This window comes from Glutamicibacter sp. FR1 (genome assembly GCF_047300825.1).
GTDB classification, from domain to species: Bacteria; Actinomycetota; Actinomycetes; order Actinomycetales; family Micrococcaceae; genus Glutamicibacter; species Glutamicibacter nicotianae.
Genome location: NZ_CP178602.1, coordinates 737,564 through 762,484 on the forward strand (window position 1 = coordinate 737,564; position 24,921 = coordinate 762,484).

The 24,921-nt window shown below is 63.0% G+C and carries 22 protein-coding genes; 12 read left to right on the forward strand and 10 right to left on the reverse strand.

Annotation, left to right across the window (positions count from 1 at the left end):
• Positions 1–222 precede the first annotated feature (222 nt).
• Entirely contained in the window at positions 223–1,539 is a 1,317-nt protein-coding gene (locus ACLQ8T_RS03555; protein WP_190264681.1) for a PhoH family protein, read from the forward strand.
• On the opposite strand, the gene ACLQ8T_RS03560 is transcribed toward ACLQ8T_RS03555, so the two are convergent.
• Positions 1,536–2,354: a hypothetical protein gene (locus tag ACLQ8T_RS03560; protein ID WP_204720868.1), complete on the reverse strand. Its 819-nt coding sequence runs from the start codon at positions 2,352–2,354 to the stop codon at positions 1,536–1,538. The genes ACLQ8T_RS03555 and ACLQ8T_RS03560 overlap by 4 nt on opposite strands.
• 83 nt (positions 2,355–2,437) lie before the next feature.
• On the opposite strand from ACLQ8T_RS03560, the gene ACLQ8T_RS03565 reads away from it, so the two are divergent.
• The 3 genes from ACLQ8T_RS03565 to ACLQ8T_RS03575 are packed head-to-tail and all read left to right on the forward strand — an operon-like array spanning position 2,438 to position 4,029.
• Complete coding sequence (locus ACLQ8T_RS03565) at positions 2,438–2,941, forward strand: prepilin peptidase (RefSeq protein WP_204720870.1); 504 nt, start codon at positions 2,438–2,440, stop codon at positions 2,939–2,941.
• A gap of 4 nt (positions 2,942–2,945) precedes the next feature.
• Positions 2,946–3,413, forward strand: a complete 468-nt coding sequence (locus tag ACLQ8T_RS03570; protein WP_038989895.1) for an NUDIX hydrolase — start codon at positions 2,946–2,948, stop codon at positions 3,411–3,413.
• A 46-nt stretch (positions 3,414–3,459) separates the two neighbouring features.
• Complete coding sequence (locus tag ACLQ8T_RS03575; RefSeq protein ID WP_413455707.1) at positions 3,460–4,029, forward strand: GNAT family N-acetyltransferase; 570 nt, start codon at positions 3,460–3,462, stop codon at positions 4,027–4,029.
• Between the two features lie 115 nt (positions 4,030–4,144).
• On the opposite strand, the gene ACLQ8T_RS03580 is transcribed toward ACLQ8T_RS03575, so the two are convergent.
• The 3 genes from ACLQ8T_RS03580 to ACLQ8T_RS03590 all read right to left on the reverse strand — a co-directional run bounded on the left by ACLQ8T_RS03580 (position 4,145) and on the right by ACLQ8T_RS03590 (position 7,058).
• Positions 4,145–5,557 carry a class II fumarate hydratase gene (locus ACLQ8T_RS03580; protein WP_204720874.1) on the reverse strand — a complete coding sequence of 471 codons (1,413 nt, stop codon included), beginning with the start codon at positions 5,555–5,557 and terminating at the stop codon, positions 4,145–4,147.
• A 130-nt stretch (positions 5,558–5,687) separates the two neighbouring features.
• Positions 5,688–6,290: a carbonic anhydrase gene (locus tag ACLQ8T_RS03585; RefSeq protein ID WP_038989892.1), complete on the reverse strand. Its 603-nt coding sequence runs from the start codon at positions 6,288–6,290 to the stop codon at positions 5,688–5,690.
• 93 nt (positions 6,291–6,383) lie between these two features.
• Positions 6,384–7,058: a DUF4245 domain-containing protein gene (locus ACLQ8T_RS03590; protein ID WP_413455708.1), complete on the reverse strand. Its 675-nt coding sequence runs from the start codon at positions 7,056–7,058 to the stop codon at positions 6,384–6,386.
• Positions 7,059–7,214: 156 nt separating this feature from the next.
• Between ACLQ8T_RS03590 and glpX the strand changes: the two genes are divergently transcribed.
• On the forward strand, positions 7,215–8,249 hold the full coding sequence (gene glpX, locus ACLQ8T_RS03595) for a class II fructose-bisphosphatase (RefSeq protein ID WP_413456367.1): 1,035 nt from the start codon (positions 7,215–7,217) through the stop codon (positions 8,247–8,249).
• An 82-nt stretch (positions 8,250–8,331) separates the two neighbouring features.
• On the opposite strand, the gene manA is transcribed toward glpX, so the two are convergent.
• From manA to ACLQ8T_RS03615, 4 genes are all read right to left on the reverse strand, one after another.
• Complete coding sequence (manA, locus tag ACLQ8T_RS03600) at positions 8,332–9,531, reverse strand: mannose-6-phosphate isomerase, class I (RefSeq protein WP_239543620.1); 1,200 nt, start codon at positions 9,529–9,531, stop codon at positions 8,332–8,334.
• A gap of 75 nt (positions 9,532–9,606) precedes the next feature.
• The gene (locus tag ACLQ8T_RS03605; RefSeq protein WP_413455709.1) at positions 9,607–11,226 is read right to left on the reverse strand and encodes an LCP family protein; all 1,620 of its coding nucleotides are present in this window, start codon (positions 11,224–11,226) and stop codon (positions 9,607–9,609) included.
• A 17-nt stretch (positions 11,227–11,243) separates the two neighbouring features.
• Complete coding sequence (gene purE / locus ACLQ8T_RS03610) at positions 11,244–11,774, reverse strand: 5-(carboxyamino)imidazole ribonucleotide mutase (RefSeq protein WP_073706622.1); 531 nt, start codon at positions 11,772–11,774, stop codon at positions 11,244–11,246.
• 71 nt (positions 11,775–11,845) lie between these two features.
• Positions 11,846–13,006, reverse strand: coding sequence for a 5-(carboxyamino)imidazole ribonucleotide synthase (locus ACLQ8T_RS03615; protein ID WP_204720886.1), 1,161 nt, complete (start codon positions 13,004–13,006; stop codon positions 11,846–11,848).
• A 176-nt stretch (positions 13,007–13,182) separates the two neighbouring features.
• Between ACLQ8T_RS03615 and ACLQ8T_RS03620 the strand changes: the two genes are divergently transcribed.
• Positions 13,183–13,752, forward strand: a complete 570-nt coding sequence (locus ACLQ8T_RS03620; protein WP_204720888.1) for a GtrA family protein — start codon at positions 13,183–13,185, stop codon at positions 13,750–13,752.
• Here the strand turns inward: ACLQ8T_RS03620 and ACLQ8T_RS03625 are convergent.
• The gene (locus ACLQ8T_RS03625) at positions 13,749–14,477 is read right to left on the reverse strand and encodes a TIGR03089 family protein (RefSeq protein WP_413455710.1); all 729 of its coding nucleotides are present in this window, start codon (positions 14,475–14,477) and stop codon (positions 13,749–13,751) included. The genes ACLQ8T_RS03620 and ACLQ8T_RS03625 overlap by 4 nt on opposite strands.
• Positions 14,478–14,765: 288 nt before the next feature.
• Between ACLQ8T_RS03625 and ACLQ8T_RS03630 the strand changes: the two genes are divergently transcribed.
• The 4 genes from ACLQ8T_RS03630 (at position 14,766) to ACLQ8T_RS03645 (ending at position 22,265) form a co-directional block, all read left to right on the forward strand.
• On the forward strand, positions 14,766–15,290 hold the full coding sequence (locus tag ACLQ8T_RS03630; RefSeq protein ID WP_275588026.1) for a WhiB family transcriptional regulator: 525 nt from the start codon (positions 14,766–14,768) through the stop codon (positions 15,288–15,290).
• A 68-nt stretch (positions 15,291–15,358) separates the two neighbouring features.
• Positions 15,359–18,766 carry a glycosyltransferase gene (locus tag ACLQ8T_RS03635; RefSeq protein WP_413455711.1) on the forward strand — a complete coding sequence of 1,136 codons (3,408 nt, stop codon included), beginning with the start codon at positions 15,359–15,361 and terminating at the stop codon, positions 18,764–18,766.
• Positions 18,766–21,309 (forward strand): DUF5719 family protein, encoded by a 2,544-nt coding sequence (locus tag ACLQ8T_RS03640; protein WP_413455712.1) that lies wholly within the window; start codon positions 18,766–18,768, stop codon positions 21,307–21,309. Before ACLQ8T_RS03635 ends, ACLQ8T_RS03640 begins: the two co-directional genes overlap by 1 nt.
• A 26-nt stretch (positions 21,310–21,335) precedes the next feature.
• Entirely contained in the window at positions 21,336–22,265 is a 930-nt protein-coding gene (locus ACLQ8T_RS03645) for a COX15/CtaA family protein (protein WP_413455713.1), read from the forward strand.
• Positions 22,266–22,277: 12 nt separating this feature from the next.
• On the opposite strand, the gene ACLQ8T_RS03650 is transcribed toward ACLQ8T_RS03645, so the two are convergent.
• The gene (locus ACLQ8T_RS03650; RefSeq protein WP_038989879.1) at positions 22,278–22,736 is read right to left on the reverse strand and encodes a metallopeptidase family protein; all 459 of its coding nucleotides are present in this window, start codon (positions 22,734–22,736) and stop codon (positions 22,278–22,280) included.
• 91 nt (positions 22,737–22,827) lie between these two features.
• On the opposite strand from ACLQ8T_RS03650, the gene ACLQ8T_RS03655 reads away from it, so the two are divergent.
• On the forward strand, positions 22,828–23,229 hold the full coding sequence (locus ACLQ8T_RS03655; protein WP_204720898.1) for a DUF3499 domain-containing protein: 402 nt from the start codon (positions 22,828–22,830) through the stop codon (positions 23,227–23,229).
• A gap of 209 nt (positions 23,230–23,438) precedes the next feature.
• A complete protein-coding gene (locus ACLQ8T_RS03660; RefSeq protein WP_413455714.1) occupies positions 23,439–24,911 on the forward strand; it encodes a TIGR01906 family membrane protein in 1,473 nt (490 codons plus the stop codon).
• Positions 24,912–24,921: the final 10 nt, after the last annotated feature.

Consider the following 24,921-nt stretch of genomic DNA (forward strand, 5'->3'; position numbering starts at 1 on the left):
TGAACGTAGTGTGTGCGTCGTCTCTTGGTGGCGTTTCGGGGTCTAAGGTGATCATAAGGCCGGGGCATCAAGTCCCAGCTGAGCGAAGGGTTCCACACTAGATGACCAAATGCAGCGCCAGCCGGATTGCTTTCCGGAATCGCCTTGGGCATCCGGTGCCGGGATTCCCCACTGACGCGTGGGGAGAGTCCCCACGCCGGATTCGAGAATGGGTGCGCTGCCATGACACGAACAGCCGAACAGGGTGTACGAACCTACGTCATTGATACGTCGGTCTTGCTTTCCGATCCGAAAGCCATGTTCCAATTCGATGAGCACCATGTCGTGATTCCGCTGACCGTAGTCACCGAGCTGGAAAACAAGCGCAAGGACCCGGATCTGGGTTTCTTCGCACGCCAGGCCTTGCGGCTGCTTGATGACTTGATCGCCAGCCATGGCGGGCTGGCCCAGGCGGTGCCAGTGTCCAAGACCGGTGGAACGCTGCGCATCGAATTGAATAATATTGCCCCCGAGGTCCTGCCGGTAGGCATGCGCTCAGGCGATAACGATTCACGCATCCTGGCTGTCGCCAAGCACCTGCTTGATGAAGGCCTCGACGTTGCCCTGGTGACCAAGGACTTGCCGATGCGCATCAAGGCCTCGGCCATGGGGATCCATGCCGAGGTGTACCGCAATGAGCTGATCGCCTCGACCGGGTGGACCGGCATCCAGCAGCTGGACCTGGATGAAGAGACCATGGCCAAGCTCTACGAGCATGAACAGGTGCTGAACCACCCTGCGGCAGCCGATGAACCGATCAACACCGGCTTCGTGATCACCTCACCGCGCGGAAGCGCCCTGGGCCGCAAGGTGGATGCGAATACCGTGAAGCTGGTGCGCGGAGACCAGCAGGCCTTCGGACTGCACGGCCGCAGCGCTGAGCAGCGCATCGCCCTGGACCTGCTGATGGACCCTTCCGTGGGCATCGTGTCGCTGGGCGGTAACGCCGGCACCGGCAAGTCCGCGTTGGCGCTGTGCGCCGGCATGGAAGCGGTGCTTGAACGCAGGGAGCACCGGAAGATCACCGTGTTCCGTCCCCTGTACGCTGTCGGCGGCCAGGAATTGGGCTACCTGCCCGGTTCCGAAGGGGAGAAAATGGGACCGTGGGCCCAGGCGGTCTTCGATACCCTCGGGTCGATCGTGTCGAAGAACGCCATCGATGAAGTGGTGGAACGCGGGATGCTGGAAGTGCTGCCGCTGACCCACATCCGCGGGCGTTCGCTGCATGATTCCTACGTCATCGTCGACGAAGCCCAGTCCCTGGAACGCAATGTGCTGCTCACGGTGCTCTCGCGCATCGGGCAGAATTCCAAGGTGGTGCTCACCCATGACGTGGCGCAGCGCGACAACCTGCATGTGGGCCGCTATGACGGCGTCGCCGCGGTCGTGGAACAGCTCAAGGGGCACGCGCTCTTCGGGCATGTGACCCTGACCCGATCCGAACGCTCTGCGATCGCCGCGCTGGTCACCAACCTGCTGGATACTCCGACGCTGGCCTAGGACCGGCGTTCGCTGCGCAGCTCCCACGGAATCGGTGCCCGGACATCGGTCAGCGTGGGAGCTGGGGCCGTGAACAGCGAATCGATGTAGTACTCGTTGTGCGCGAGAACCTGGAGCGAGAGCTCCGGGGCCGGCGGCATCCCGGTTGGGGCGGCCAGCACCCGGCGGTTCAGGCAGACGCCGGTTGCCAGATCCAGGACCACGAGGGTCCGAGCGCCTTCGGGAACCAGGGGAGCGCTGGCCAGCGTGGGCTGGTAGGTATGCCCCGCGGTGAGGACGGCGGCCAGCGCTGGCCGGCCGTCGTGGGTGATCTCGGCCAGCTCGTGGATGTAGGTGGGGTGGTCGAATGCCAGATCATGCGAGGCGGGCTCGGATCCGGCAAGCTCCACGGGATCGAGCATCGATTCCCAATGCTCCAGTGGCAGCAGCCCGTTGAAGCCGGAAATATCTGGACGGCGCAATATCAACTGGTCCGAGGTGTACACCGGGGAGGTCAGCGAGGCAGGCAGCTTCCAGGAGGAATTCGTGGCAGCGACATAGCCGCGGCTGCGGTCCGCGGTGAACTTCTCCTGCTGGTACACCAGCTGCCCATCCGCCGAACGCACGGCAATGGCTTCGCGCTGGCGGATGATGGCGGTCAGCGTTCCTTCCAAGCCATCTTCCGGCTTGGCGTATTCGCCCGGGACCTGGACCTGGAACTGCAGCGAGGTGCTCAGCCAAGGGGCTGAACGGGCCAGGGCGCGGAAACGGCGCCGAGCAGCGGATTCAGGGGCAGACTGCCCGGGGAAAAGAAGTGGAACTGCAGGAACGTCCATACCCTAATTGTAGAAGCGGAAGAATTATTCACAAGGGGAACACCCCTCTGCCGCACAGGCGTGGACATGCTTATGCTCTACACATGTCAGAAATTTGGAACGTAGCCCAGGAAGGCCCGGCGGTCGCGGCAGCAGTCGTTGTCCAGCTGGCCTGCTTTGCCGGCTTCGGGTTCCTCCTGGCCAGGCAAGACATCGCAACGCATCGCCTGCCCAATCGGCTTATCGCTTACTGGCTGGCGGCCAGCACCGTGGTGATCGTGTTGCTGGGCATCCTGCGTTCTGATGCTCACGGCGTGCTCATGGGCCTGCTGGGGTTGCTGCTGCTGGGCGGAGGATATCTGCTCATTACGCTGATCTCCGCCGGCGCCATGGGCATGGGAGATGTGAAGCTGGCCGGAGTGCTGGGACTGAACCTGGGCTACTATTCTGTGCCCGGCTTGTTCTTCGCAACCGTGCTCACCTTCGTGCTGGCGACCTGCTGGGTGATCGGGGGAATGGCAGTGCGGAAATTGACCCTGAAATCAGCTGTCCCTTTCGGTCCCTTCATGCTGGTTGGAGCATTGGCAGTACTGCTTATGGCACGATGAAATCATGGCAACTCCTGAATTCATCACCCATCTTCGGCAACGTATCGGACATGAACCGCTGTGGCTCTCCGGGGTGAAAGTTGTTGTCTTCCGGGACAGCCGAGTGCTGCTGGTGCGCCGTGCCGACAATGGGCAATGGACCCTGCCGGCGGGGATTATCGACCCTGGCGAAGAACCATCGCACACTGCGCATCGCGAAGTCCTGGAAGAGACCGGCGTTGAATGCGAGATCACGGACCTGTTGGGTGTCGGAGTGACCGCGCCAACGGTTTATCCCAATGGGGATCACGCCCAGTACCTCGATGTGGTTTTCAAAGCCCGCCACCTCTCCGGCGATGCGAGGGTCAACGATGACGAAAACCTGGAAGTGGGATATTTCGAGCTCGCAGAGCGGCCAGAGCTCCCGCCACTGCATGAGCGGGCTGTGCAGTGGGCACTGGACCCGCGGCCCGGCGGATACTTCGCCAGCTGATGAGTCCTGCAATCACTTGCCGATGGCATGAACATAGACTTGTTCCATGACTGGGATCGAACTGATTGAACCAACTGCCTCACTCCACGCTTCTTTCATACGGAGCACTGCTGAATGGGCGGGAACGGATCAAGACGGCGCCTCGGTCTTCTTCGCTGCCAAATACGGCTGGGATCTACACAACGCGGACGACTTCGCTCAATGGGTCCAGCTGCTCAAGGATCTGGAAACGCTGAACTTCACGCCACCAAAAGGTTTCGTCGCGCAAAGCACACTGTGGCTAGTGCATGGCGATGAATACTTGGGTGCAGCCAGCTTGCGTCATGAGCTGGGCAATGATTTTCTCCGCGAAGTTGGCGGGCACATCGGCTATGGAATACGCCCGAGCGCCCGCGGAAACCGCCTGGCCAGAATCGCGCTCGCCGGATCCTTGGAACAAGCGCGCAACCTGGGCCTGCCACGAGTCATGCTCACGTGCAACGACTCCAATATTGCTTCGGCGAGAACTATTGAAGCTTGCGAAGGAGTCCTCGAAAGCATCGCTCCGGTTTCCGAAATCGGTCCTCGCTTCGGCTCCCGCGAGGACCTGCGACGCTATTGGATTGAACTGGTCTAATTCGCTGGAGGCACCCCACGGCGGCTCATTTAGCTGCGCCCCAACTGATTAAGCAAGCTACCGCGGCCAGTTGCCGGCAACTGTCCGCGGTAGCTGAGCTTGGAATAGCTCGGTGCTAGTGCTTGCCCACCATGGTGGAAACATCCAGCAGCGCATCGAGCTGCTCCTCGGTGACTTCGCCGCGCTCGACGAAGCCCAGTGCGATGGTTGCTTCGCGGACGGTCAGCGACTCGGCCACAGCCTTCTTGGCGATCTTGGCGGCATTCTCGTAGCCGATGAGCTTGTTCAGCGGGGTGACAATCGATGGGGAAGCCTCGGCCAGGAAGCGCGCGCGTTCCACATTGGCCTTGATACCGTCGATCATCTTCTCAGCCATCACCGTCGAAGTGTTGGAGAGCAGGCGAACGGATTCGAGCAGGTTCGATGCCATGACCGGGATGCCCACGTTCAGCTCGAAGGCTCCGTTGGTCCCGGCCCAGGCGATGGCCGTGTCGTTGCCGATGACCTGGGCTGCCACCTGGATGGTTGCCTCCGAGATGACCGGGTTGACCTTGCCGGGCATGATGGAGGAACCGGGCTGCAGGTCTGGGATCGCGATTTCGCCCAATCCGGTATTCGGGCCGGAGCCCATCCAGCGCAGGTCGTTGGCGATCTTGATCAACGAGATCGCGATGGTGCGCAAAGCAGCCGATGCCTCGACCAGGCCATCGCGGTTGGCTTGGGCTTCGAAGTGGTTGCGCGCCTCGGTGATGGGCAGCCCGGTGTCTTCGCGGAGGAATTCGATGACCCGCTGGGGGAAGCCATCCGGGGTGTTGATACCGGTGCCTACTGCGGTGCCGCCCAAGGGAACTTCGGCAACTCGCGGCAGCGCGGCTTCGATGCGTTCAATGCCGTAGCGGACCTGTGCTGCATAGCCGCCGAATTCCTGGCCAAGGGTGACCGGGGTGGCATCCATCAGGTGGGTGCGGCCGGATTTGACTACATCCTTGAACTCGGCAGACTTCGCTTCCAGTGCGGAAGCCAGGGTGCCCAACGCCGGGACCAGGTCCTTGATCAGCGCTCCGGTGGCGGCAACGTGCACGGAGGTGGGGAAGACGTCGTTGGAGGACTGCGACGCGTTCACGTGGTCGTTCGGGTGGACCTCGGTGCCGCTGCCCTTGGATTCCAGGGCACGGGTTGCCAGTTCGGCGAGCACCTCATTGGTGTTCATGTTCGAGCTGGTTCCGGATCCGGTCTGGAACACGTCGATCGGGAAGTGCTCATCGTATTGGCCGGTAGCGACCTGATCGGCCGCGGCCACGATGGCGGCGGCGCGTTCTTCATCCAGCACCCCCAGCGCCAGATTGGCTTGGGCGGCGGCCTTCTTGACCTGGGCCAGGGCCTTGATATGCGAGGATTCCAGGGTCTTGCCCGAGATCGGGAAATTTTCGACGGCGCGCTGGGTTTGCGCGCGGTACAGGGCCTGAGCCGGAACCCGGACTTCGCCCATGGTGTCATGTTCGATGCGGAAATCGTCACTGTTAGTCATGAGCCCAGAGTACGCCCGAACCGCAATCAAAGGACAGGGCTCTGACGTAAACATCACAACCAACAGTGACGCTTCGCCGAAATGGGAATAAAAGCCGTTTTACAAGGCTTTTCCCGAGAACTTAGAGTTCTTAGTCGAGACCCAGGCTGGAGACCAGCTGGGCACGGCCATCGTGCAGGTGGTAGGACACGCCCGCGACTGCGGTCCGGCCTTCTTCGATAGCCAGCGCAATGATGCTGGACAAATCGACGAGGCGGTCGGTGGTCTGCTTGACGTGCTCGACGACGGTGCCGTTCACGTCGGTGATGCCCTTGCGCTCGGCGGCCTGGACCGATGGGGTGATGTGCTCAACGAGGTCGCGCACGAAGCCCTTGGGCATGTTGCCCGATTCCTTGACCTTGATGGCGCTGGTGACCGCACCGCAGGAGTTGTGCCCGAGGATTACGATCAATGGGACGTTGAGGATGTCGACGGCGAATTCCAGCGAACCGAGGCTAGCCGGGTCCAGGACGTGGCCCGCGGTACGCACCACGAACATGTCACCCAATCCCACGTCGAAAATGATCTCAGCGGCAAGCCGGGAATCCGAGCAGCCAAAGATGACAGCGAAGGGTTCCTGGCCGGAAATCAGCTTCTCGCGTCGTGCACTGTCCTGGTTAGGGTGCTGGGTATCGTCATTGACGAAACGGAAATTTCCTGCGCTGAGCTTTTCCCACGCCTCTTGAGGAGTCATGGATGGTTTTTTTGATTCTGCGTGCATGACTCAGATTCTACGGGAATGTATTCGAATATCGAATATGTGACTGGCTATCCCCGTGAACGTGACTTAACTCAGTTCGCTGGCAACCTGTTCAGCAACAACGCTCAGCTGCTCGTCAGAGGTGTCGCTGGACAGCACCACGGTGGAGTCCTTGAACTCGGAGATCAGGTAGGTGCCCTGGTCCTTGGTGCGCACTTCCCACTGGGCTCCGCCGATGGTACGGGTATCGGTTGGCACCGCCGCATCGGTGATCAGGGCAATCCAGGTCGGGTTGGCTTCAGCGGCTTGGCGAACCCACACGAAGTCCTTGTTCTCGAAGACCAGTCCGCATTCCCAATAGGGGACGCCCTGTGCGGTATTAGCCTGCCAGCGGGCGAAGTTCGCGTATTCCTTCTCGCCCAATTCCGGGGCGAAGATCTCAAAGCCTGAAATCTTCTCCGTCTGTTCTGCGGTGGCCTGCAGGTTGACGTCGCTTTCAAACGCGTCGTCCTTGGGCGCAGGGTTGAGCATGAGCACCGGGATGAGGATGGCAATAGTGAAACCGATGGACAGCACCATGCCCTTGAAGGTCTGGTTCGCGCGCTTGGCCTGCTTCTCGGTCAGCTGCGGCTTGAACGGCAGGTCCTCGAAGGTGGCGTTGGGATCGTCGAGGCTTCGACGAGCCGTGGCAGGCATCTGCGTACCGCTTGCCGCATTGGCGGCTGCCTGGGCGTTGTTCTCGGTGTTGTTCTCAGGTTCCACGCCTTCCATTCTCCCCGAAGATTCTGTGTAATTCGAACTGGAGTGCCCAATCGCACGTCCACCGATGATCAGGCGCGCCCGACACGAACTGTAAAGGGAGAACCCTAGGGGATAGAATGGCCTTGTTTGCATAGGCGCAATGACTACGACTCAGTGATGGGATCTTTCGTGACCGAAAAGAACAATTATGCCCACCTTTCTTCGCGACTGTCGGTTTCCGACGCGGAGCCGGACCGCAACCTAGCACTGGAGCTGGTGCGCGCAACCGAAGCGGCAGCCATCGCTTCCTCGCCATGGGTTGGATTCGGTGACAAGAACGCCGCAGACGGTGCCGCAGTCGACGCCATGCGCGGCCTGCTGTCCAGCGTGAACTTCAACGGCGTTGTCGTAATTGGCGAAGGCGAAAAAGACGAAGCTCCAATGCTGTTCAACGGCGAACAGGTTGGCAATGGAACCGGCGCCGAATGCGACGTCGCAGTTGACCCGATTGACGGAACCCGGCTCACCGCCCTGGGCCTGAACAACGCCCTGTCCGTGCTGGCTGTTGCCGACCGCGGTTCGATGCTCGACCCTTCGGCAGTGTTCTACATGGAGAAGCTGGTCACCGGGCCAGAAGCCGCAGAACTCGTTGACCTCCGTCTGCCGGTGAAGCAGAACCTGCACCTGATCGCCAAAGCCAAGGGCAAGAAGATCAGCCAGGTGACCGTGACCATCCTTGACCGCCCACGCCACGCCGGGTTGATCGAAGAGATCCGCGCAGCCGGTGCGCGCACCAAGCTGATCATGGACGGCGACGTTGCCGGCGCCATTGCCGCAACCCGCGAAGGCACCGGCGTTGACGCGCTGATGGGTATCGGCGGCACCCCCGAGGGCATCGTGACTGCCTGCGCCATCAAGGCATTGGGCGGCGTGATCCAGGGCCGCCTGTGGCCAACCGACGACGATGAGAAGCAGAAGGCCATCGACGCAGGCCATGAACTGGGCCGCGTGCTGACCACCAACGACCTGGTGACCTCCGATAACTGCTACTTCGCGGCGACCGGTATCACCGATGGCGATCTGCTGCGCGGAGTTCGCTACAAGGACAACCGTATCCACACCCAGTCGATCGTGATGCGTGCCAAGTCCGGCACCATCCGCTTCGTCGATGGCGAGCACCACCAGGACAAGTGGGAAGCGTACACCCGCTAGCTGCTTGCAAAACTGCGAGCCATGGACTTGAAACAAGTCCATGGCTCGCAGTTTTTCGTTTCGGGGCCTTGCGGCAGCGCGGCTAGTCGATCTGGGCGCTGGCGGCGAAGAGCTGGCCCGGCACGATGCCCTGCAGCGTGGCGGTGGCCGGCAGCTCGGCCGCGGTGACGAACAGCGACTGGCCGCGGCTGATGTGGTGCTCGCCTTCGCGGGTGGCCACCAGGAACTCGCCGGCAGTGCACAGCAGGACGGCGGCACCGTGCAACTGCAGGTCGGCGGCCAGGCCAGGTTCGGTGGGATCGAGAACCTGCAGCTGGAACTCCTCGAAGTCCGGCTTGTACAGCCGGTCGTGGGTATCCAGCGCCACCGGCTCCAGCAGCGGGGCAGGGGAGGGCTGGGCGATGGTGACATCGAGCAGCTCGGGAACATCAATATGCTTGCTGGTCAGCCCGCCGCGCAGCACATTGTCCGAATTGGCCATGACCTCGATGCCCAGGCCGCGCAGGTAGGCGTGGACGTTGCCCGCACCCAGGCTGATGGCCTGGCCCGGTTCGAGGAAGATCAGGTTCAGCAGCAACGCCACCAGGACCCCTGGATCGCCCGGATAGATCTTGCTGATCGACACCAGTTCGGCGAAATGCACGTTGCGCTGCAGCTCGCCGCTGGCCGCCACTGCATCGCTGATCTGGTGTACCAGCTGGGAGATTTCGTCCCCGGCGGTCAGCACATGCTTGAAAATCGCGGCCAGCGGATCGCTGCCCTGCAGCAGGCCGACGAGCTGGCTGACCGGGGCCTGGGCCGAGTCCGGCAGGTGCGCTGCCAGCAGCTGCAGGTCCTCGGCAATCTGCGCTGGCTGGCGGAACCCGGAGAGCGCCACGAAGTCGGTCAAGGCGAACAGCATTTCCGGCTTGTGGTTGTCATCGCGGTAGTTGCGGTCGGCGGCATCCAACGGCTTGCCCTGGGCATTTTCCTGGGCGAAGCGTTCCTGCGCCTGCTGCAACGTCGGGTGCGTCTGGATCGACAGCGGCTGGGTCGCCGAGAGCACCTTGAACAGGTACGGCAGGCGTCCGAAGCGCTCGGCAACCGCCGAACCCAAAATGCGCTCCGGGTCCTGGGCGATGAAATCGTTGAGCGCGGTGCCGTCATCGGAGAGCCGGCTCGGGCACCCGGGGTGGGCGCCGAGCCACATTTCGGCCTGCGGGGTGGTTTCCGCAGGCAGATCCAGCAGATCGGAAATCTGCGAAGCAGATCCCCAGTGGTAGTCCCTAATCGTGTTTTTCAACTCGAACACGTCTTTTGACCATAGCCTTTCAAGAGCGGTAAATGGGTCGCATGGCGGTCGGGGGGTCTTAACCGTTTACGGAACCGAGCATTCGTCGTTGTTTGCCGCGATCTCCGAGATCAACGTGCGGTAGCCAGCCATTTCCAGCTGAACCAAGTATTCTTCGGTGATCGGGCTGCCATCGGGCTGGGTGAATTCCCGGTCCTCCTTGTTGGACAGCTTCGGAGCATTGTTCACGTCAGTGGTTTCCTCAGCCTCCTCGGAGGCCTCGGTGGTTTCTTCCGGAGCCGAGGACTTGGAGGAATCCTCGCTCTTCTCCGAATTGTCCTTCTTCTTGTCCTTCTTCGGCTCGTTCTGCTTCGCGATCAGCGACTGGATGCGCTCCTGCAGCTTGTCGAAGTCCGGGTAGGTGGAGAAGCTGCGTTCGAAGTCCGGGGCACCGAGGGTCAGCCGGGCCATCGGCTCCTTGGACACCTTCTCAGCCAGGGAGACGAAGGAACCGAGCTGGCCGGCAGGAATGTCGGTTTCCACCAGCTGCTCGCCGGCGGACATGATGGAGGTGAAATTGGTCAGGATCGTCTGCGGGGTGAACTGCTTGATGATTGCCTGCTGCAAGCACTGCTGGCGCTTGATGCGGTGGTAGTCATCGGTGAAGTCGCGCGAGCGGGCAAACCACAGGGCCTGCTTGCCGGTGAATTCATGGGTTCCCGGGGCGAACCAGTGGGTGCGCACAGTGCTGTTCTCGTAGTACTTGCCGTTGTACGGAACCCAGCCGCCGGAGTTGATGGTGACACCGCCTAGGGCGTCGACGAACTGCTCGAAGCCGGCCATGTTGATCATGACGTAGCCCTGGACCGGAAGGCCGGTGGTGCCTTCCAGCGCGTCCATGGCCGCCTGCGCGCCGACGTTCTTCACCGAGTCGGGGAACGCATCGGCATGCTCCATTTCGGCGTTGCGGTAGATGGAATTGAAGATGCATTCATCCCCGCAGTTGTAGCCGTTTGGCCAGATCTTTTCCATGGGGGAGCCCGGGGCGAAGCGTGCGCTCTGGAAGTTGCGCGGCACCGAGATCAGCAGGCTCTTGCCGGTCTTGGCATCCACGGACAGCAGCGCCGCAACGTCGGTGCGCACGCCGTCGCGGTTGGCACCGGAGTCGGCGCCGAACACCGCGATGTTGTATCGGCCGTCGATGGGATCGAAGGCCGGGCCCTCGTCGAAGACGGCCACGATGGTTTCGCGTCCGGTGTTCAGCACCGAGGCGCCATAGACGAACAGGCCGCTGGTGGCCACCACGGCTGCCAGGGTGAAGACGGTGACGATGGCACGCATGCCCGGGGCCAGCAGCTTGGGCCGGATGATCACCAGGGTGTTGATGAACATGATCAGCCAGCCCAGCGCCAGCGTGCCGAGCACGATGATCAGGAACAGCTGGAAGTTCGGGCGGGCCGCCCAGCCGAGCAGGATCGAGCGGTCAATGAAGTACATGGCCACCAGCGCCAGCACCGCCACCCAGCAGAGCATGGTGATGGACACCGCGATCCGTCCGAGCCTGCGATTTCCGGCAACCAGCTGGGCGCCGCCGGGGAAGAAGATGGTCAGCAGGACCAGGATCAGGGCACGCTTGCTGCGCTGCGGAGAGCTGATGGTCTCCGGCTGGCGCAACGGACTTGGTGCGCGGTGACTGGCAGAACCCATGTACTTTTGGACTTTCCCTAGGAGGCGAAATTCTCGTTGGCAACTTCATCGCGCAGAGCCGAGCCCTTGGCATGGGCCTGCTCGCGCAGCGAATCTGCAAACTGAAGCAACTTTACCTGTAACGACTCGGCTAGCTCATCGGTTCCCGCTGCGAGCATGCGCACGGCCAGCAGGCCGGCATTGCGTGCTCCGCCAATGGAAACAGTTGCTACGGGGACTCCTGCAGGCATCTGGACGATGGAGAGCAGGGAGTCCATTCCATCTAGTTTAGCCAGTGGAACTGGAACTCCGATCACTGGCAACGGTGTAACAGCTGCGAGCATGCCGGGAAGATGCGCTGCGCCGCCTGCGCCGGCGATGATTGCCCGCAGCCCTCGTTCGTGGGCCTTCTTGCCGTAATCGATCATTTCCTCGGGCATGCGGTGCGCCGAAACGACATCCGCTTCAAAGGGGATGCCGAATTCGGCCAGCGCCTGCGCGGCCAGGCGCATCACCGGCCAATCGGAATCAGAACCCATTACGAGGCCGACGAGTGGTGCTTGAGTCATCAGATATTTCCTTGCAGTGCTTCAGTAAGAGCCGCTGCCCGGCAGGCAGCGGCTCTTGATTAATAAAAATGCTAGTTGGCGGTGCCGGCGCCGTCGCGGATTAGCGCGGCCACCTTGTTCGCCTGCGAACGAAGTTCATCTACGCTTTGCCCTGCGTTTGCCACGACGTTGACGTGGCCGATCTTGCGGCCCGGTCGCACGGACTTGCCGTAGGCGTGCACCTTGACTTCCGGGCCGGCGGCCAGCGCGGCCTGGAACGCGGAGTAGAGGTCCTGGTTGGCGCCGCCGAGGTAGTTCTTCATGACGGTCACACCCAGCTCGCGGGTTTCCCCCAGCGGCAGATCCAGCACTGCACGCAGGTGCTGCTCGAACTGGCTGGTGACCGAGCCGTTCATGGTCCAGTGCCCGGTATTGTGCGGGCGCATGGCCAATTCGTTGATCACGAACCCGGCGCCGACGCCCGGGGTTTCGAAGAGCTCGGCGGCCATGACGCCGGTCACGCCGAATTCCTCGGCGATGCGCAGGGCGGCTTCGGCAGCGGTGGCCGCGATAGCCTCGTCGATGTCCTGGGCGGGCGCGATCACTTCATCGCAGACCCCATCGACCTGGATGGTGTGGACCACCGGCCACGCCTTGGCCTCGCCCGAAGGGGTGCGGGCCACCAATGCGGACAGCTCCCGGGAAAAGCCAACCTTGTCTTCGGCCAGCAGCGGGCCGTTGGCGAACCAGTCGGCGGAATCCTTGGCATCTTGGATGCCGTCGAGCATGCGCACGCCCTTGCCGTCGTAGCCGCCGCGCGGGGTCTTGAGCACAATAGGCCAGCCGGTCTGCTCGCCGAAGGCGATCAGCGCCTCGACGTCGTCGACCTTGGCCCAGGCAGGGTTGGGCAGGCCGAGGCGCTCGATGGCCTCGCGCATGACCAGCTTGTCCTGGGCATGGATCAGCGCTGCCGGACGCGGCTGGATGTTCACGCCCTCATCGATCAGGGTGGTCAGGAATTCATTGGGAACGTGCTCGTGGTCGAAGGTGACGACGTCCTTGCCCTTGGCGAATTCGCGCAGGGTATCGAGGTCCTTGTAATCGCCTACCGGTGCGTCGGGAACGCAGCGCGCAGCCGAAACATCCGGACCTTCGGCGAGAACATGCAGTTCAAAACCTAGGTTCAAGGCCTCGGGGGCCATCATTCGGGCCAGCTGCCCGCCACCAATCACGCCAATTTTTGGAAAGCTCACGATTACAAGGGTAACGAAAGCGGCGTGGAGAATCGCATGCGCGATGTCTGATTACTCTCAGAATTCGGCCAATTTCCAGAAAGTGCCGATAAAATGGCAAGATCGCGCGCTTCTCCCAGTGCTGAGCGCGCCTTGTTACTGCTAGCCAGACGGGAACTTCATTCCCTGGAGGACAATTGCTCGAGCGCATCAAACTCAAAATAGCCGGACTCATCTCGCTGCTGTGGCGTGAGGTGGCGAAGTTCGGCGTGGTCGGTGGCGTTGCGTTCGTCATCGACTCGGGGATCTACGTCTGGCTCCTGCATGGTCCCATGAGCGATTCGCAGGTCAAGGCGAAGATCGTCGCTGGTGTCGTCGCCACGATGTTCTCCTGGGTCGCCAACCGCTACTGGACCTTCCGCCACCGCCGCCAGGCCAATGTGCTGCGCGAGCTGGTGATGTTCATCATCATGAATGCCATCGGCCTGGGCATTGCCGCGGCCTGCGTGTGGGTCACCAAATACTGGCTGGGCCTGACCGATCCGACCTCGGTGTTCATTGCAGGTTCGGTCGTCGGCTTGGTGCTCGGCACGATCTTCCGTTTCTTCGCCTACCGTTTCTGGGTGTTCGGCAAGGAGATGGACCAGGAAGAAGCATTTGCCCATGACCACGAAATTCTGGGCAAGCACATGGCCGATACCGCCACCGGGCCAGCGGGTTCCGCTGGCCAGTGCGATACCGGCACCGTGCCGACGGTGGTTCGCTAGCCCTGAAGGGAATAGTCGAAGTTGATGCGTTCGCCGTCGCGCAGGCGCGCGGTCACTTCCACCCCATCTTCGACTAGCACAATTCCATCTCCTGCCGCCCACTGGCCGATGGCATAAGGCAGCAGGTCGAGCACAGGCAGCTGGGCACGCACGAGAATGGTCCCCTGGCTCTTCGCCTCGGTACCGAATAGCGTGGCAAGGCTGAGCGGGGCGCGGCCATTGGTTGCGATGGCTGTTGCATCACCAGCAACCGGCGAGGGATAGAACTGGTCCCCATAGGAACGCACGGAGGCATTGAAGTCTTCTGCGACCGGGCCGAGATCCGAGCCGAAGGACAGCGCGAGAGCTGCCGGATTCACGGCGAGGATTTCACAGCTGCTGGGGATGCGCTCATCATTCGGCTGGGCGGTAACCCATAGCGTTGCCTGCTGGGCATCATCATGCTCGGCATCAACCAGCGTGGCGCCATGATGCAGGGCGGCCAGGGCCACAACCAGGGACTTCCAATGCGCTGGCAGGTCAAGTACCACGAGCGAGTCTTCTTCGAGGTCGAAAACCTCGCCCAGGAGATTGGCGCTTTTCGCGACCCAATTGTCGAATACCCGTCCGGAGAGCTCGATGCGTTCCCCGCTGGCGGAGTACCAGGTAAGCCACGGCGAGGCCGAAGTGCGCCGCGGCGCGAGGAGATTCTCCACAAAGGTTCCTGATTGCAGGATGTTGCTCATTGGGTGTCCTTAAATTTAATTACTGAGAATTCACCGAGAATTCAGCCAAGACGGGACATGCCCGTCTCATCTGCATCTTTTGACGGCGTGTTGTGCCGGGAGTTTCCTGAGAAGTCTTCTTAGAATGACCTACCCACTTGACTCTAGCGGAGTTACACGGCTGTAATTAGATGGTGAGTCCGAGCAGGTTTATCACTTTTCGCTAGTTCGATGGAATAAATGCTGCCGGATGGATCGGGAGCAGTGATGGCCCGATCTTCTCAAACCAATCGAAAGGTCAACATCACCATGGCGAATCTGGAGCAGGGGTACTCCGAATTTTCGACCTCGGCTGTTGCGTCGGCCCAATACGGGCTGGAGGACGCACCATCCGACTGGTTTGTCGATCCTCAAGCCGGTGAGTCCGCACGGGTTGCAGTTGCAGCCGATCTGGAGACCGCGGCCGACAACTTCTTGAAAGAACAGGACACCTTATCCGCCACCGAAGAAATCTCCTCGGTTGGATCCTGGGCGCCTGAGCTCGACGAAGATGACGAAGTGCGCGAAACCATCAAGGAAGTATGGCTCGGTGTTGGCGGAGAAGTTGACGAGGGCGAGCTGGGCTGGCAGGCCCGTGCCCTGTGTGCACAGACCGACCCCGAGGCATTCTTCCCTGAAAAGGGCGGCTCGACCCGCGACGCGAAACGTGTCTGCGGCGCATGTGTTGTCCGTTCGGAATGTCTAGAATATGCCTTGAGCAATGATGAGCGCTTCGGAATCTGGGGAGGGCTCTCAGAGCGCGAACGTCGCCGTCTACGGAAACGAGCAATCTAATTCGTCCGCCAATTCACGTCACCGCCATCGTTGCTTCGCACGATGGCGCTGACTTTTTACCACGCACTTTGGCCGCACTGCGCAACCAGTCGCGGCCTATCGAACGCTTTGTCGGAGTCGACGCATCGTCCTCCGACGCATCGCTAGAGGTCCTGCGGGCGAACTTGCCGTCGAACGCCGCCCTGCTGGTGGCCGATGAGGGGTCGTTGGGACTGTCGCTGGAAGTGGCGGTGTCGCAGCTGCCCGAAGCGCGTGCGGACCGCGACGAATGGCTATGGATTATCCACGATGACTCCATGCCTGCTCCCGACGCGCTGGAACAGCTGACCCGCACCGTCGAGGCTTCCGAGTCCGTCTCCATTGCCGGATGCAAGCTGCTGGATATCGACAACCCCCGCCACCTTGTGGAGGTGGGCCTGAGCGTCGACCGCAAGGCCCAGCGCCTGACCATGATCGACATCGACGAAGTCGACCAGGGCCAATACGACGGACGCAGCGACTACTTCGCCGTCTCCTCCGCCGGCATGTTCATCCGCCGCGAGGTCTTCGAGCAGCTGGGCGGATTCGACCCGGCGATCCCGGGCCGCGGCGACGACGTGGACCTGTGCTGGCGCAACCGCCTGGCCGGGCACCGCGTGGTCGTGGTGCCCAGCGCCAAGATGTACCACCAGGTCCAAGTTGTCGACTCGCTGGCTGGTCCGCGCGAAGCCAAGCGCTCCGAGGTCTTCCAGCGCCTGAAGTTCGCTTCGCCAGCGGTGCTGCCCTTCTTGTGGATCGGATTGCTGCTCGGCGGCATCGGCCACTTCCTCGTGGCCTTGCTGGCCAAGGACCCGGGCCACGGGTTCGGTCATTTGGGATCGGTGCTGCGCGGGCTGTTCTCCCCGGGCAAGCTGGCGGCATCGCGCCGCAATGTCGCCCAGATCCGCGAGATTCCGCGCCGCCAGGTCCGCAAGCTGATGGTCTCCGGTGCCCAGGTGCGCGAGTACCGCCGCAATGTGAATACCGGGCGTGCCGATGGCGAAGTCTACGGCGACGGCAGTGGCGCCGACGCCATGGTTGAACCCAGCGGCGACAACTTCTCCGACTTCGTGCGGATCGCCCGCCCGCCGCGCACCACTGCGGTGCTCTCGCTGATTCTGGCTCTGCTGCTCTCCGCAGCGGCCTCCCTGATCGCATGGCGCAGCCTGTTCGGCGCCACCGCCCTGTCCGGTGGCGCACTGCGCCCGCTGTCCAACAGCAGCCGGGAAATCGGTGCCAACGCGCTGTCCTGGTGGCAGAACATTACCACCGGCTTGAGCGCCCCGCCAGATAATTCCGACCTGCTGTTTTGGCTTTTCTCGCTGGTGACCTTCAACCATGCCAATGAAGCCTCCGTCTATCTCTTCTTCGCCGCGATGCCGCTGGCAGCACTCACCGGCTGGTGGGGGATTGGCGCGGTCAGCCGCTCCCGCGCGGTGCGGTTCCTTGCCGCGCTGATCTGGGCGCTGCTGCCGTCACTGATTTCTTCGCTGGCCTCGGGACGCATCGGCTCGGTGCTGATCCACATCTTGCTGCCGCTGTTCTTCCTGGCGATTATCCGCGCCATGAACGCCCATGTGGCGATCGAGGGCGCGAAGCCGAAGAACGCGAAGCAGCAGTCGGTTTCCGCGTGGACCGCCTCGGCCAGCGCCGCATTGCTGCTCTGGGTGATCTCCGCCGGCTCCGTCTCCTTCTTCCTGACCGCGAGCATCCTGATCTACGTGCTGGCCTTCTTCTCTGTGCGCCGCGCACGCAGCCTGTGGTGGATCCCGCTGCCTGCGATCGTGTGGAACCTTCCGCTGCTGTTCGCCGGCCTGGGCGATGCACGGCTGCTGTTCACCGAGCCCGGCGCCGCGAATGCGTTCACGCCGGCTGCCCCGTGGCAGATGCTGCTGGGCTTCCCGGAAGCCTTCAACGCCAACGCCTCGCTGGTGGGCTGGGACTTCCTGCCTGCCGGACCGTGGGCCCTGGTCTCAGCCCTGCTGGTCGGTGCCCCGATCCTCGCGCTGGCGGTCTTCGGAACCTTGAGTTCTTCGTTCAGCCACAGCGCCAGCATGCGCCGCAACTCCCGGCGCCTGCTGTGGGGCGCGGTGCTGTCGCTGGCAGCGGGCTGGGCCGTCGGCTTTGTGCCCTTCACCCTGGACTCGCATACCGCGGTGAGCGCCTACACCGGCCCGTACGTCTCCTTCGCCATGTTCGCGCTGCTGGCAGCTGCCGCCAACGCGTTGGCCGCCCTGCGCCACGAGGACCAGCCTCGCTCAATGCGTGCCGCCGGATCCCGTCCGGCGATGAGCCTGATGGCCGCATTCAGCGTGCTTGCCGTGCTGGCTTCGGGCTGCGTGCTGCTCGGCGCCCAGCTGAATCCGGCAGCCGAATCCGAAACGCTGACCGCGATGAACTCGGCCCAGCAGGTCCACGGCTCGCAGCCGCGCACCCTGCCGGCAACCGCAGCCGATGCAGGCCGCTCCGAGTTCCAGACGCGCACCCTGGTGCTCAGCCCGCGGTCCTCCGGCGAGATCGACAGCCAGCTGGTGTCGGGTTCCGGCGAGACGCTGGACAGCATCAGCCGCTACTCGCAGGTCAAGCAGCTGGCCGGTCCGCTGCTGGATCCTGAGCGCAATGAAGATTCCGCCACCGCAAAGGTCCAGAGCAATGCCGTAGCGATGCTGCTGTCCGAATCCGCGTTGGACTCGCGCGAGTCCTTGCGCGACTTGGGCGTGGGCTTCGTGGTGCTGAACGAAACCGGCGAATCCGTCCCGGCGACCGTACGCACCTTGGATGCGGCAACGGGGTTGGCGTCGGTTGGCCAGACCGACAGCGGCTGGCTGTGGCGCGTGGACTACGAAGCCGATGACGAGCAGCAAAGCGCTGGCTTTGCCCGGATCGTCTCCGCCGATGGAGACGTGACGGTCTTGCCGACCCAGCGTGGCAAGATCACCAATCTCCAGATCCCGGCCGCGGATTCCGAGCGCACGCTGGTCCTGGCTACCGCGTCGGATCCGAAGCTGCGCGCCAGCGTCGATGGCGAATCCCTGCGTTCGGTGGCCTATCCCGAGGATTCGGAAACCCGTTGGGCCCAGGCCTACGAGCTTCCTGCCGAGGGCGGCAAGCTGACCTTGTCGCACAAGGACTCCATGGCCATTCCGGTGCTGCTGCTCAGTGCAGTAGTTCTGCTGATCACGGTGTTGCTGGCCATTCCAGTGCCAAGTTCGCGCCGATTGGCCAACTACCGGAACATCGAATACCGCTTCCGTGAACCACGCGGCGAGAATGAAGAACTTGCCGATGGTTCGGCAGTTCTGGCCGCGGCCGAAGTCCAGAGCCCGGCGACGGCCACAGGGTCCATGCCATTGAGCCGCCGAGAGGCACGCGAACGCGCCAGCGAGATTCGTGAGAACTTGACCCCGAAGCTCAGCGACCGGATTTCGGATGCTGATGCCGAGCAGGAGAAGAAGTAGTGAGCGACGAGAAGAACGTGGACTCAGCGGACTCTGCTGACCAGCCAACTGCACAGACCCCGGGCCCGAAGCCGGTCTCGGCACAGCCGGAAGCCAAGGACGCCACCCCGGTGTCGGCGACGCTCTCACGTGCCGAGGCCAAGGCCGCCAAGGCAAGGGCCAAGGTCGATGCCAAGCTGGAGAAGGCTCGCGCCAAGGAGGCCCAAGCCCGGGCCAAGGCCGAGGCGAAGGAAGCGGCGAAGGCCGCGAAGGCTGAGCCCAAGACCGCCAAGCAGGAAGATCCGAGGCCAGAACCGCTGTCCGAGGCGAAATCCGGAGCAAAGTACAGCAATCCAACTGCCGCCGCTGCGGTTCCGGCCGACGAGCAGGCTGAAGGCAAGCGCGCAGCACAGGAACAGTCACCCACGCCTGATTCCGTCCAGGACGGCTCGGCCAAGGACGACTCCGCCAAGACCGGCACGGTGGCCCCCGAAGCCGCGCCCGCCCAGTCGGCAACGGCTGGTGAATCCGCTGCCGGCAAGACCGATGCAGCCGCCAAGCCAGAACCGGTTGCCAAGCCGGATCAAGTCGCCGAGGCGGAGCCTGCCAAGGAGGAGGGCGCAACGGCAGTAGCCGTCAATGCCGATTCTGCACCTGCGCGCGAGGCTGAGCCGAAGACCTCCTCCGCCCAGGATTCAGAAGCTGGTGCCGCTGCGGCATCCGCTGCCGCCACAGGGAAGGACAAAGCCGGCGATTCACAGTCCGGAGAAGAAGCCGCGAAGGCATCAGCACCGGAAGATCCGAAAGTCGCCAAGCGCCGCCAGAAGCTGGAGAAGGTCCGCGCACGGAAAGCCGCGAAAGCTGCCCCTGCCGCTGCCAGTGCGGCTGCTGTTCCGGCAGCCGAGCCGGAGGCGGAGCCTGCAGACGGCAAGGTAGCTGAGCGCCGCCACAAGCTGGACAAGGCCCGAGCCGCGGCTTCCAAGGATGCGGTGTCCGCGCCGGTGCGGAAGAAAACCGGCGCGGTACTGCTCAGCCTGGCTGCGGTGGTGGCCGCCGGAGCTGTCGTAGGCGCCGGATCGATTTTTGCCCCGGCACCGGCCGTGAAGTCGTTGCCGGCTGCCGTGACGAACCTGCCTGCCGGCGACTCCAGCAGCGTTTGCCCGGGAACCCCGCAGCTGCTCAAGGGCGTGGAAGGCACCGACGCGCAGTTCGCTCCCGGCGCCAAGGACGTTTCCAGCAACCTGCGCAGCATTGCCGTGTCGGATCTGGCCAAGCGCATTCCCGGCTCATCCTTCACCAAGCTTGATGGCAGCGATGCGCGTCAGCTGACCGAGCGCATCGCCGAGGATGAAGCTGCCGAGGCCCGTGGCGCCGATGAGGAGGGGCTGACCGGGCGCGCCAGCAAGATCTCAACTGCCAACGATATCGATGACACCCAGGTTTACACGTTGCAGCCGCTGGGCCAACTCGCTTCGAAGGGCAGCGCCCTGCGCAGCTACCAGGCCAAGGACGGCGACCTCGCCGGGCTTGCCGCCGCAACATGCCAGGCTCCGGCGTCCAACTGGCGCTTCACCGGCCTGCAGACCAGCACCGGATCCACCAGCGTGATGCATTTGGCCAACCCAACGCACACCACGGCCCAGGTGTCCCTGCGTCTGCGCGGCCCGGACGGCCTGATCGACACCTCCACGCTGCAGAACATTGTCCTGGCAGCGGGGGAGAGCCGGGCGATCGTGCTCGGCGGCTATGCGCAGGACTTGAATTCCATTTCGGCTGAGGTCACCAGCCTCGGCGGCAAGATCACCGCCTCGGTCCAGCAGGCCGCCTTGCGGGGCTTGACCCCATCGGGTGTTGAACTGGTCGGCGCGAACGCGACGGCTTCCAACAGCCAGGTGATTCCGGGCGTGTGGATCGAGAGCAAGGAAAATGTTTCCAAGCTCAGCAAGGACGACAAGTCCCTGGTTCCGCAGCTGCATGTCTCGGCCACCGGTTCCTCGGGCGCCGGGTTCAAGGTGAAGGTCCTGGGGGCTGACGGTGAAGTTGCTGCCAGCTTCGACGAGAACCTTGCCGTTGATTCGGACGCCACGAAGGTCGTGAACCTGAACCAGCTTGCTGGCGGGTACTACACGGTAGTCGTCGAATCCGATGCCCCGGTCACCGCAGCGGTGAAGATGGTCCGCGGCGCGGACCCCAAGGATTCCTCCGACACTGCGTGGGCGGCCAGCTCCAACGTGCTCGCCGGGACGCAAGCCATGCCGCTGTCGGCTAACGGCACCGGCAAATTCGCCATCGCCGCCGTCGCGGCGGACTCGGCGGTGGAAGCAGTGGTCGTCAACAAGGACGGCAAGCTGGAAGACCCTGAGAAACTGCAGATCAAGGCCGGCCAAAGCATTGTCTTTGATCCGAAGTCGGTCTCCGATGACGCCCAGGCAGTCATCTTCTCGACGGATGCCAACGCCTACCTGGCCCAGCTGGTGCTCGGTTCCGATCGTTCCATCGCCTGGGCTGCCATGCCGCAGGCGAATGCCGGACGCGACGGCATTGTGGTGAACATCGGCGGCTAGGAGCCCGCCATTAAGGAACTGGAACTTTGACGACTCCCTTCGCGTGGCTGGCGCAGCGGATCAGGCTTGAGCGGCGCTCGCTCAAGGCGGCCTCGCTCTCGGCGATGATTGCGGCAATCCTGATTATCGTCGGCGGCGGTGTCGTGCGCGTCACCGGTTCCGGGCTGGGCTGCCCGGACTGGCCAACCTGCACCGGAGGTTCCATCGCCCCAACCGCTGAAATGGGAATTCACGCGACCATCGAGTTCGTGAATCGGCTGCTCAGCTTTGTGCTATGCGCGGCCGTCGGCTGGGTCATCATTGCCGCCCGCCTGCAACGCGAGCCGGTTCCGGGCATCACCCGATGGGCATGGTTCCAATTCTGGCTTGTCGTGCTCAATGCGGTCATCGGCGGAATCACCGTTTGGGTGAAACTGAACCCCTATGTCGTGGCCGCGCATTTCCTGGCCGCAACCTTGCTGCTCACCGCCGCGGCGGCAACCTGGGACAAGGTCCAGAATCTGGGCAATGCCAGCCAGGCGGCCAGCACCGATTCGCTCAAGTCGCTGGGAACCTGCCTGGTGGCGATCAGCGCCCTGCTGGTCATCATCGGCACCGGGGTGACCGGATCAGGCCCGCATGCAGGGGACTCGGCCGAGGTCCCGCGGATGGGCTTCGACTGGCTGCAGATCACCATTGTGCATGCCGCTGCAGCCGTCGGTGCGCTGGTTGTTGCCCTGGTGCTGTGGCATCAGGCACGACAGCAGCAAGTTCCGGTTGTGGCGCACAAGGCCAAGCTGTTCATCTGGGTATTGGCCGGGCAGGGGCTGATCGGGGTGGTCCAGGCCGTGACCAGCCTGCCAGAGCTGCTGGTGGTGGCCCACTTGGTAGGTTCCGCGCTGGTCTGGATCGGCGCCGTGCGCGTTGGCTTGGCCTCCCATGCAACGGCACGTGGCATCCAGCCCCAAAACAGCTAGGGAAATGTCCGCTTAGAAGTCAGGATCCTCAGGGAAATACATGGGATCCACTTCCGAGATCGGCTTCATCCAGAGCTGGGCGACCTCATGCACCACGCACTGGTGGACCAGGTCCAGGAGTTCGCCGGCGTTCTCCGCAATCTGCTCGATGGGCAACCGGTAAATGACGATGCGCGCTGGCCGGCCGGGCGCAGCCGGCTTGGAGGATGCCAGCGGCACCCGCTCGCCCAGCGCGGCAGCCTGTTCTAGCAGCTTTCCGCTGGGCACCGGATCGATCAGGAAATCAATCTTCTCGATTTCTCCTGGCCAGCGTTGCGACAGCCGTTGCGCGCTGGCCATCACCGCATCATCGAATCTTTCCGGGCGCGAACGGTAGGCGGGAAGATGCATGGGCATCAGCGGGCCACGCCGCCCGCGTCCGTGGCGGCCGCGCCGCGGACCGCTGGGACGATCAGGCAACTTGGAGCTCATTAATTCAGCCTAGCGCCTCCGGCGCTGTGCCGATGCACATGAGCCCGCAATTGGGCGAAGATCCCAAAGATGTGCTGCCCGGCGAAGTAGAATGGGAAGCGTGGAAGGTCTTCGTCTTTGTTCTCGCCCTGCCTGCCGTGAAGCGGCCCGCGCTACTCTCACCTACGTATACGCAGATTCAACTGCCGTTCTTGGACCTTTGGCGACATACCCCGAACCGCATTGCTATGACCTGTGTGCCCAGCATGCCAACCGCCTGACGGTTCCCAGCGGCTGGAACTTGATCCGTGGAGCCATCCCGGACGTGCTGGAACCGGAGGACGAACTGAACGCCTTGGTGAATGCCGTCCGCGATCGGGAACCGAAGGTTCCCCAACCACGCCACGCATCGAATTCGCCCATTGATTCGGTCCGTACCCGCGAAACCAGTGCTCAGCGCTTCGACTCCCGGGTCCGCTTAGCTGTTCTTCCGGCGGCCGACGAAGAATCCTAGACCACTTCTCCACGAATTCTTGAAGCTGCCTCCGTTCGTTGGCGGCATTTGCCCCCACGGCTTTGTGTCCTAGCTGAAACCCGTTTTTGGTGTGGTAATCCGCCGGATGACTGGGCCCGCTGGATATGCTAAAGGCGCATGGGCCGTGTTAGGCCCATGATGCGACCCTAAAACAGCACACCATCGCGCGAATTGCAGGAGGACTCCTCATGGCTGAGGCGGCGAAGAACCCCACTGGAGGGCAAGGATCTACGGGCCAGCCGGCACCGGCTGCCACTGGCAACGTGCCAAGCCCACAGGCCAGCCTGAGCCAAAAAGCTGAAGAGCTCACTGCGCGCCTGGAACAGCACAAGAACCAGGCCCAAGCCGACGCCGTTGCCCAACGGGAAAAGGCCCGCAAGGAGGCTATCCGCCGCGCGATGTCAGGCAAGACCGAAGCCGATGCCAAGAACCCTGCTCCAGCACCAGCGGACAAGACGCAGCCTGCCCCGGTAAAGCCAGCCGCAGCCAAGGCCCCGTCAGCCAAGCCAGCCGCCGCACCTGCAGCCAAGCCAGCTGCAGCCAAGCCAGCTGCGGCCAAGCCAGCTGCCGCCAAGCCGGCCGCCGCGAAGCCTGTAGCCAAGGCTCCAGCCGCCGCCAAGTCGGCCGCCGCCAAGCCGGCAGCCAAAGAGCCGGTGGAAGATGTCATCCGTGCCATCAAGCTGCCGCACGAAATCGAAGCCGAGAAGCGTGCGCAGAGCGAAGCCAAGGCAACAGACGGAAAGACCTCAGAGCCGCAAGCCGACGAGAAGAGCACCACTGCGCAAAGCGTGCCGCCGGTGTCAGCCGCTCCGAAGACCGGATCCCTGCCGACTACCAAGGCAGCCGTCGCCCAAGCGCGCAATCGCGTCTTCGGCAGCTACGACCCAGAGCCAGAACCCTCCGAAGCGGCGATGAAGCGCAGGGTTGCACGTGAACGGGCGCTGAACTCGAAGCCTGCCCTCGGGCGCACGGCGCAGGTGATTGTGGCGCTGGTCTTCCCGTTGCTGACCCTCATTGCCGCGATCCGCTTGGTCGCCACACCGGCGTTCCTTGCCCTGTCCTACGGCCGCCCTGGATTCCCTAGCGATTCCTTCGGGTTCACCGATGCCGAGCGCCTGACCTACGGCAGCTACGGGGTGGACTACCTGAACAACTTCGCCGGACCGGAATACCTGTCCGGGCTGAAGCTTTCCACCGGTTCAAGCATGTTCACCGAGGGGGAGGTCCAGCACATGGTGGACGTGAAGAACCTCATCGGGTTCGCCTACATCCTCGGAGCGGTGCTCGCGGTCATCTTGATTATCGGGATCTGGTATCTGGCCAAGCGCTATGCAGGCGGCGTACGCCGTGCGTTGTTCTCCGGAGCCATCTTGGCCTTGGCCGGCATTGCGGCCTTGGCAGTCTTTGCGATCATGGGATGGGATAACTTCTTCACCCAGTTCCACGCGTTGTTCTTCTCAGACGGCACCTGGACCTTCAACGTCAGCGATACGCTGATCCGCCTGTACCCGGAGCAGTTCTGGCTCGATAGCGCGATCGCCATTGCCGTGCTGGTGCTGGCCACCATCATCGCCGTGATCATCAGCTGCTGGCCTACCGGGCGCCGTCGCGAGGCAGCCCGGCTGCGCCAGGAGGCCCGCGCCTTCGGCATTGGCAACTAGCCGGCACAGG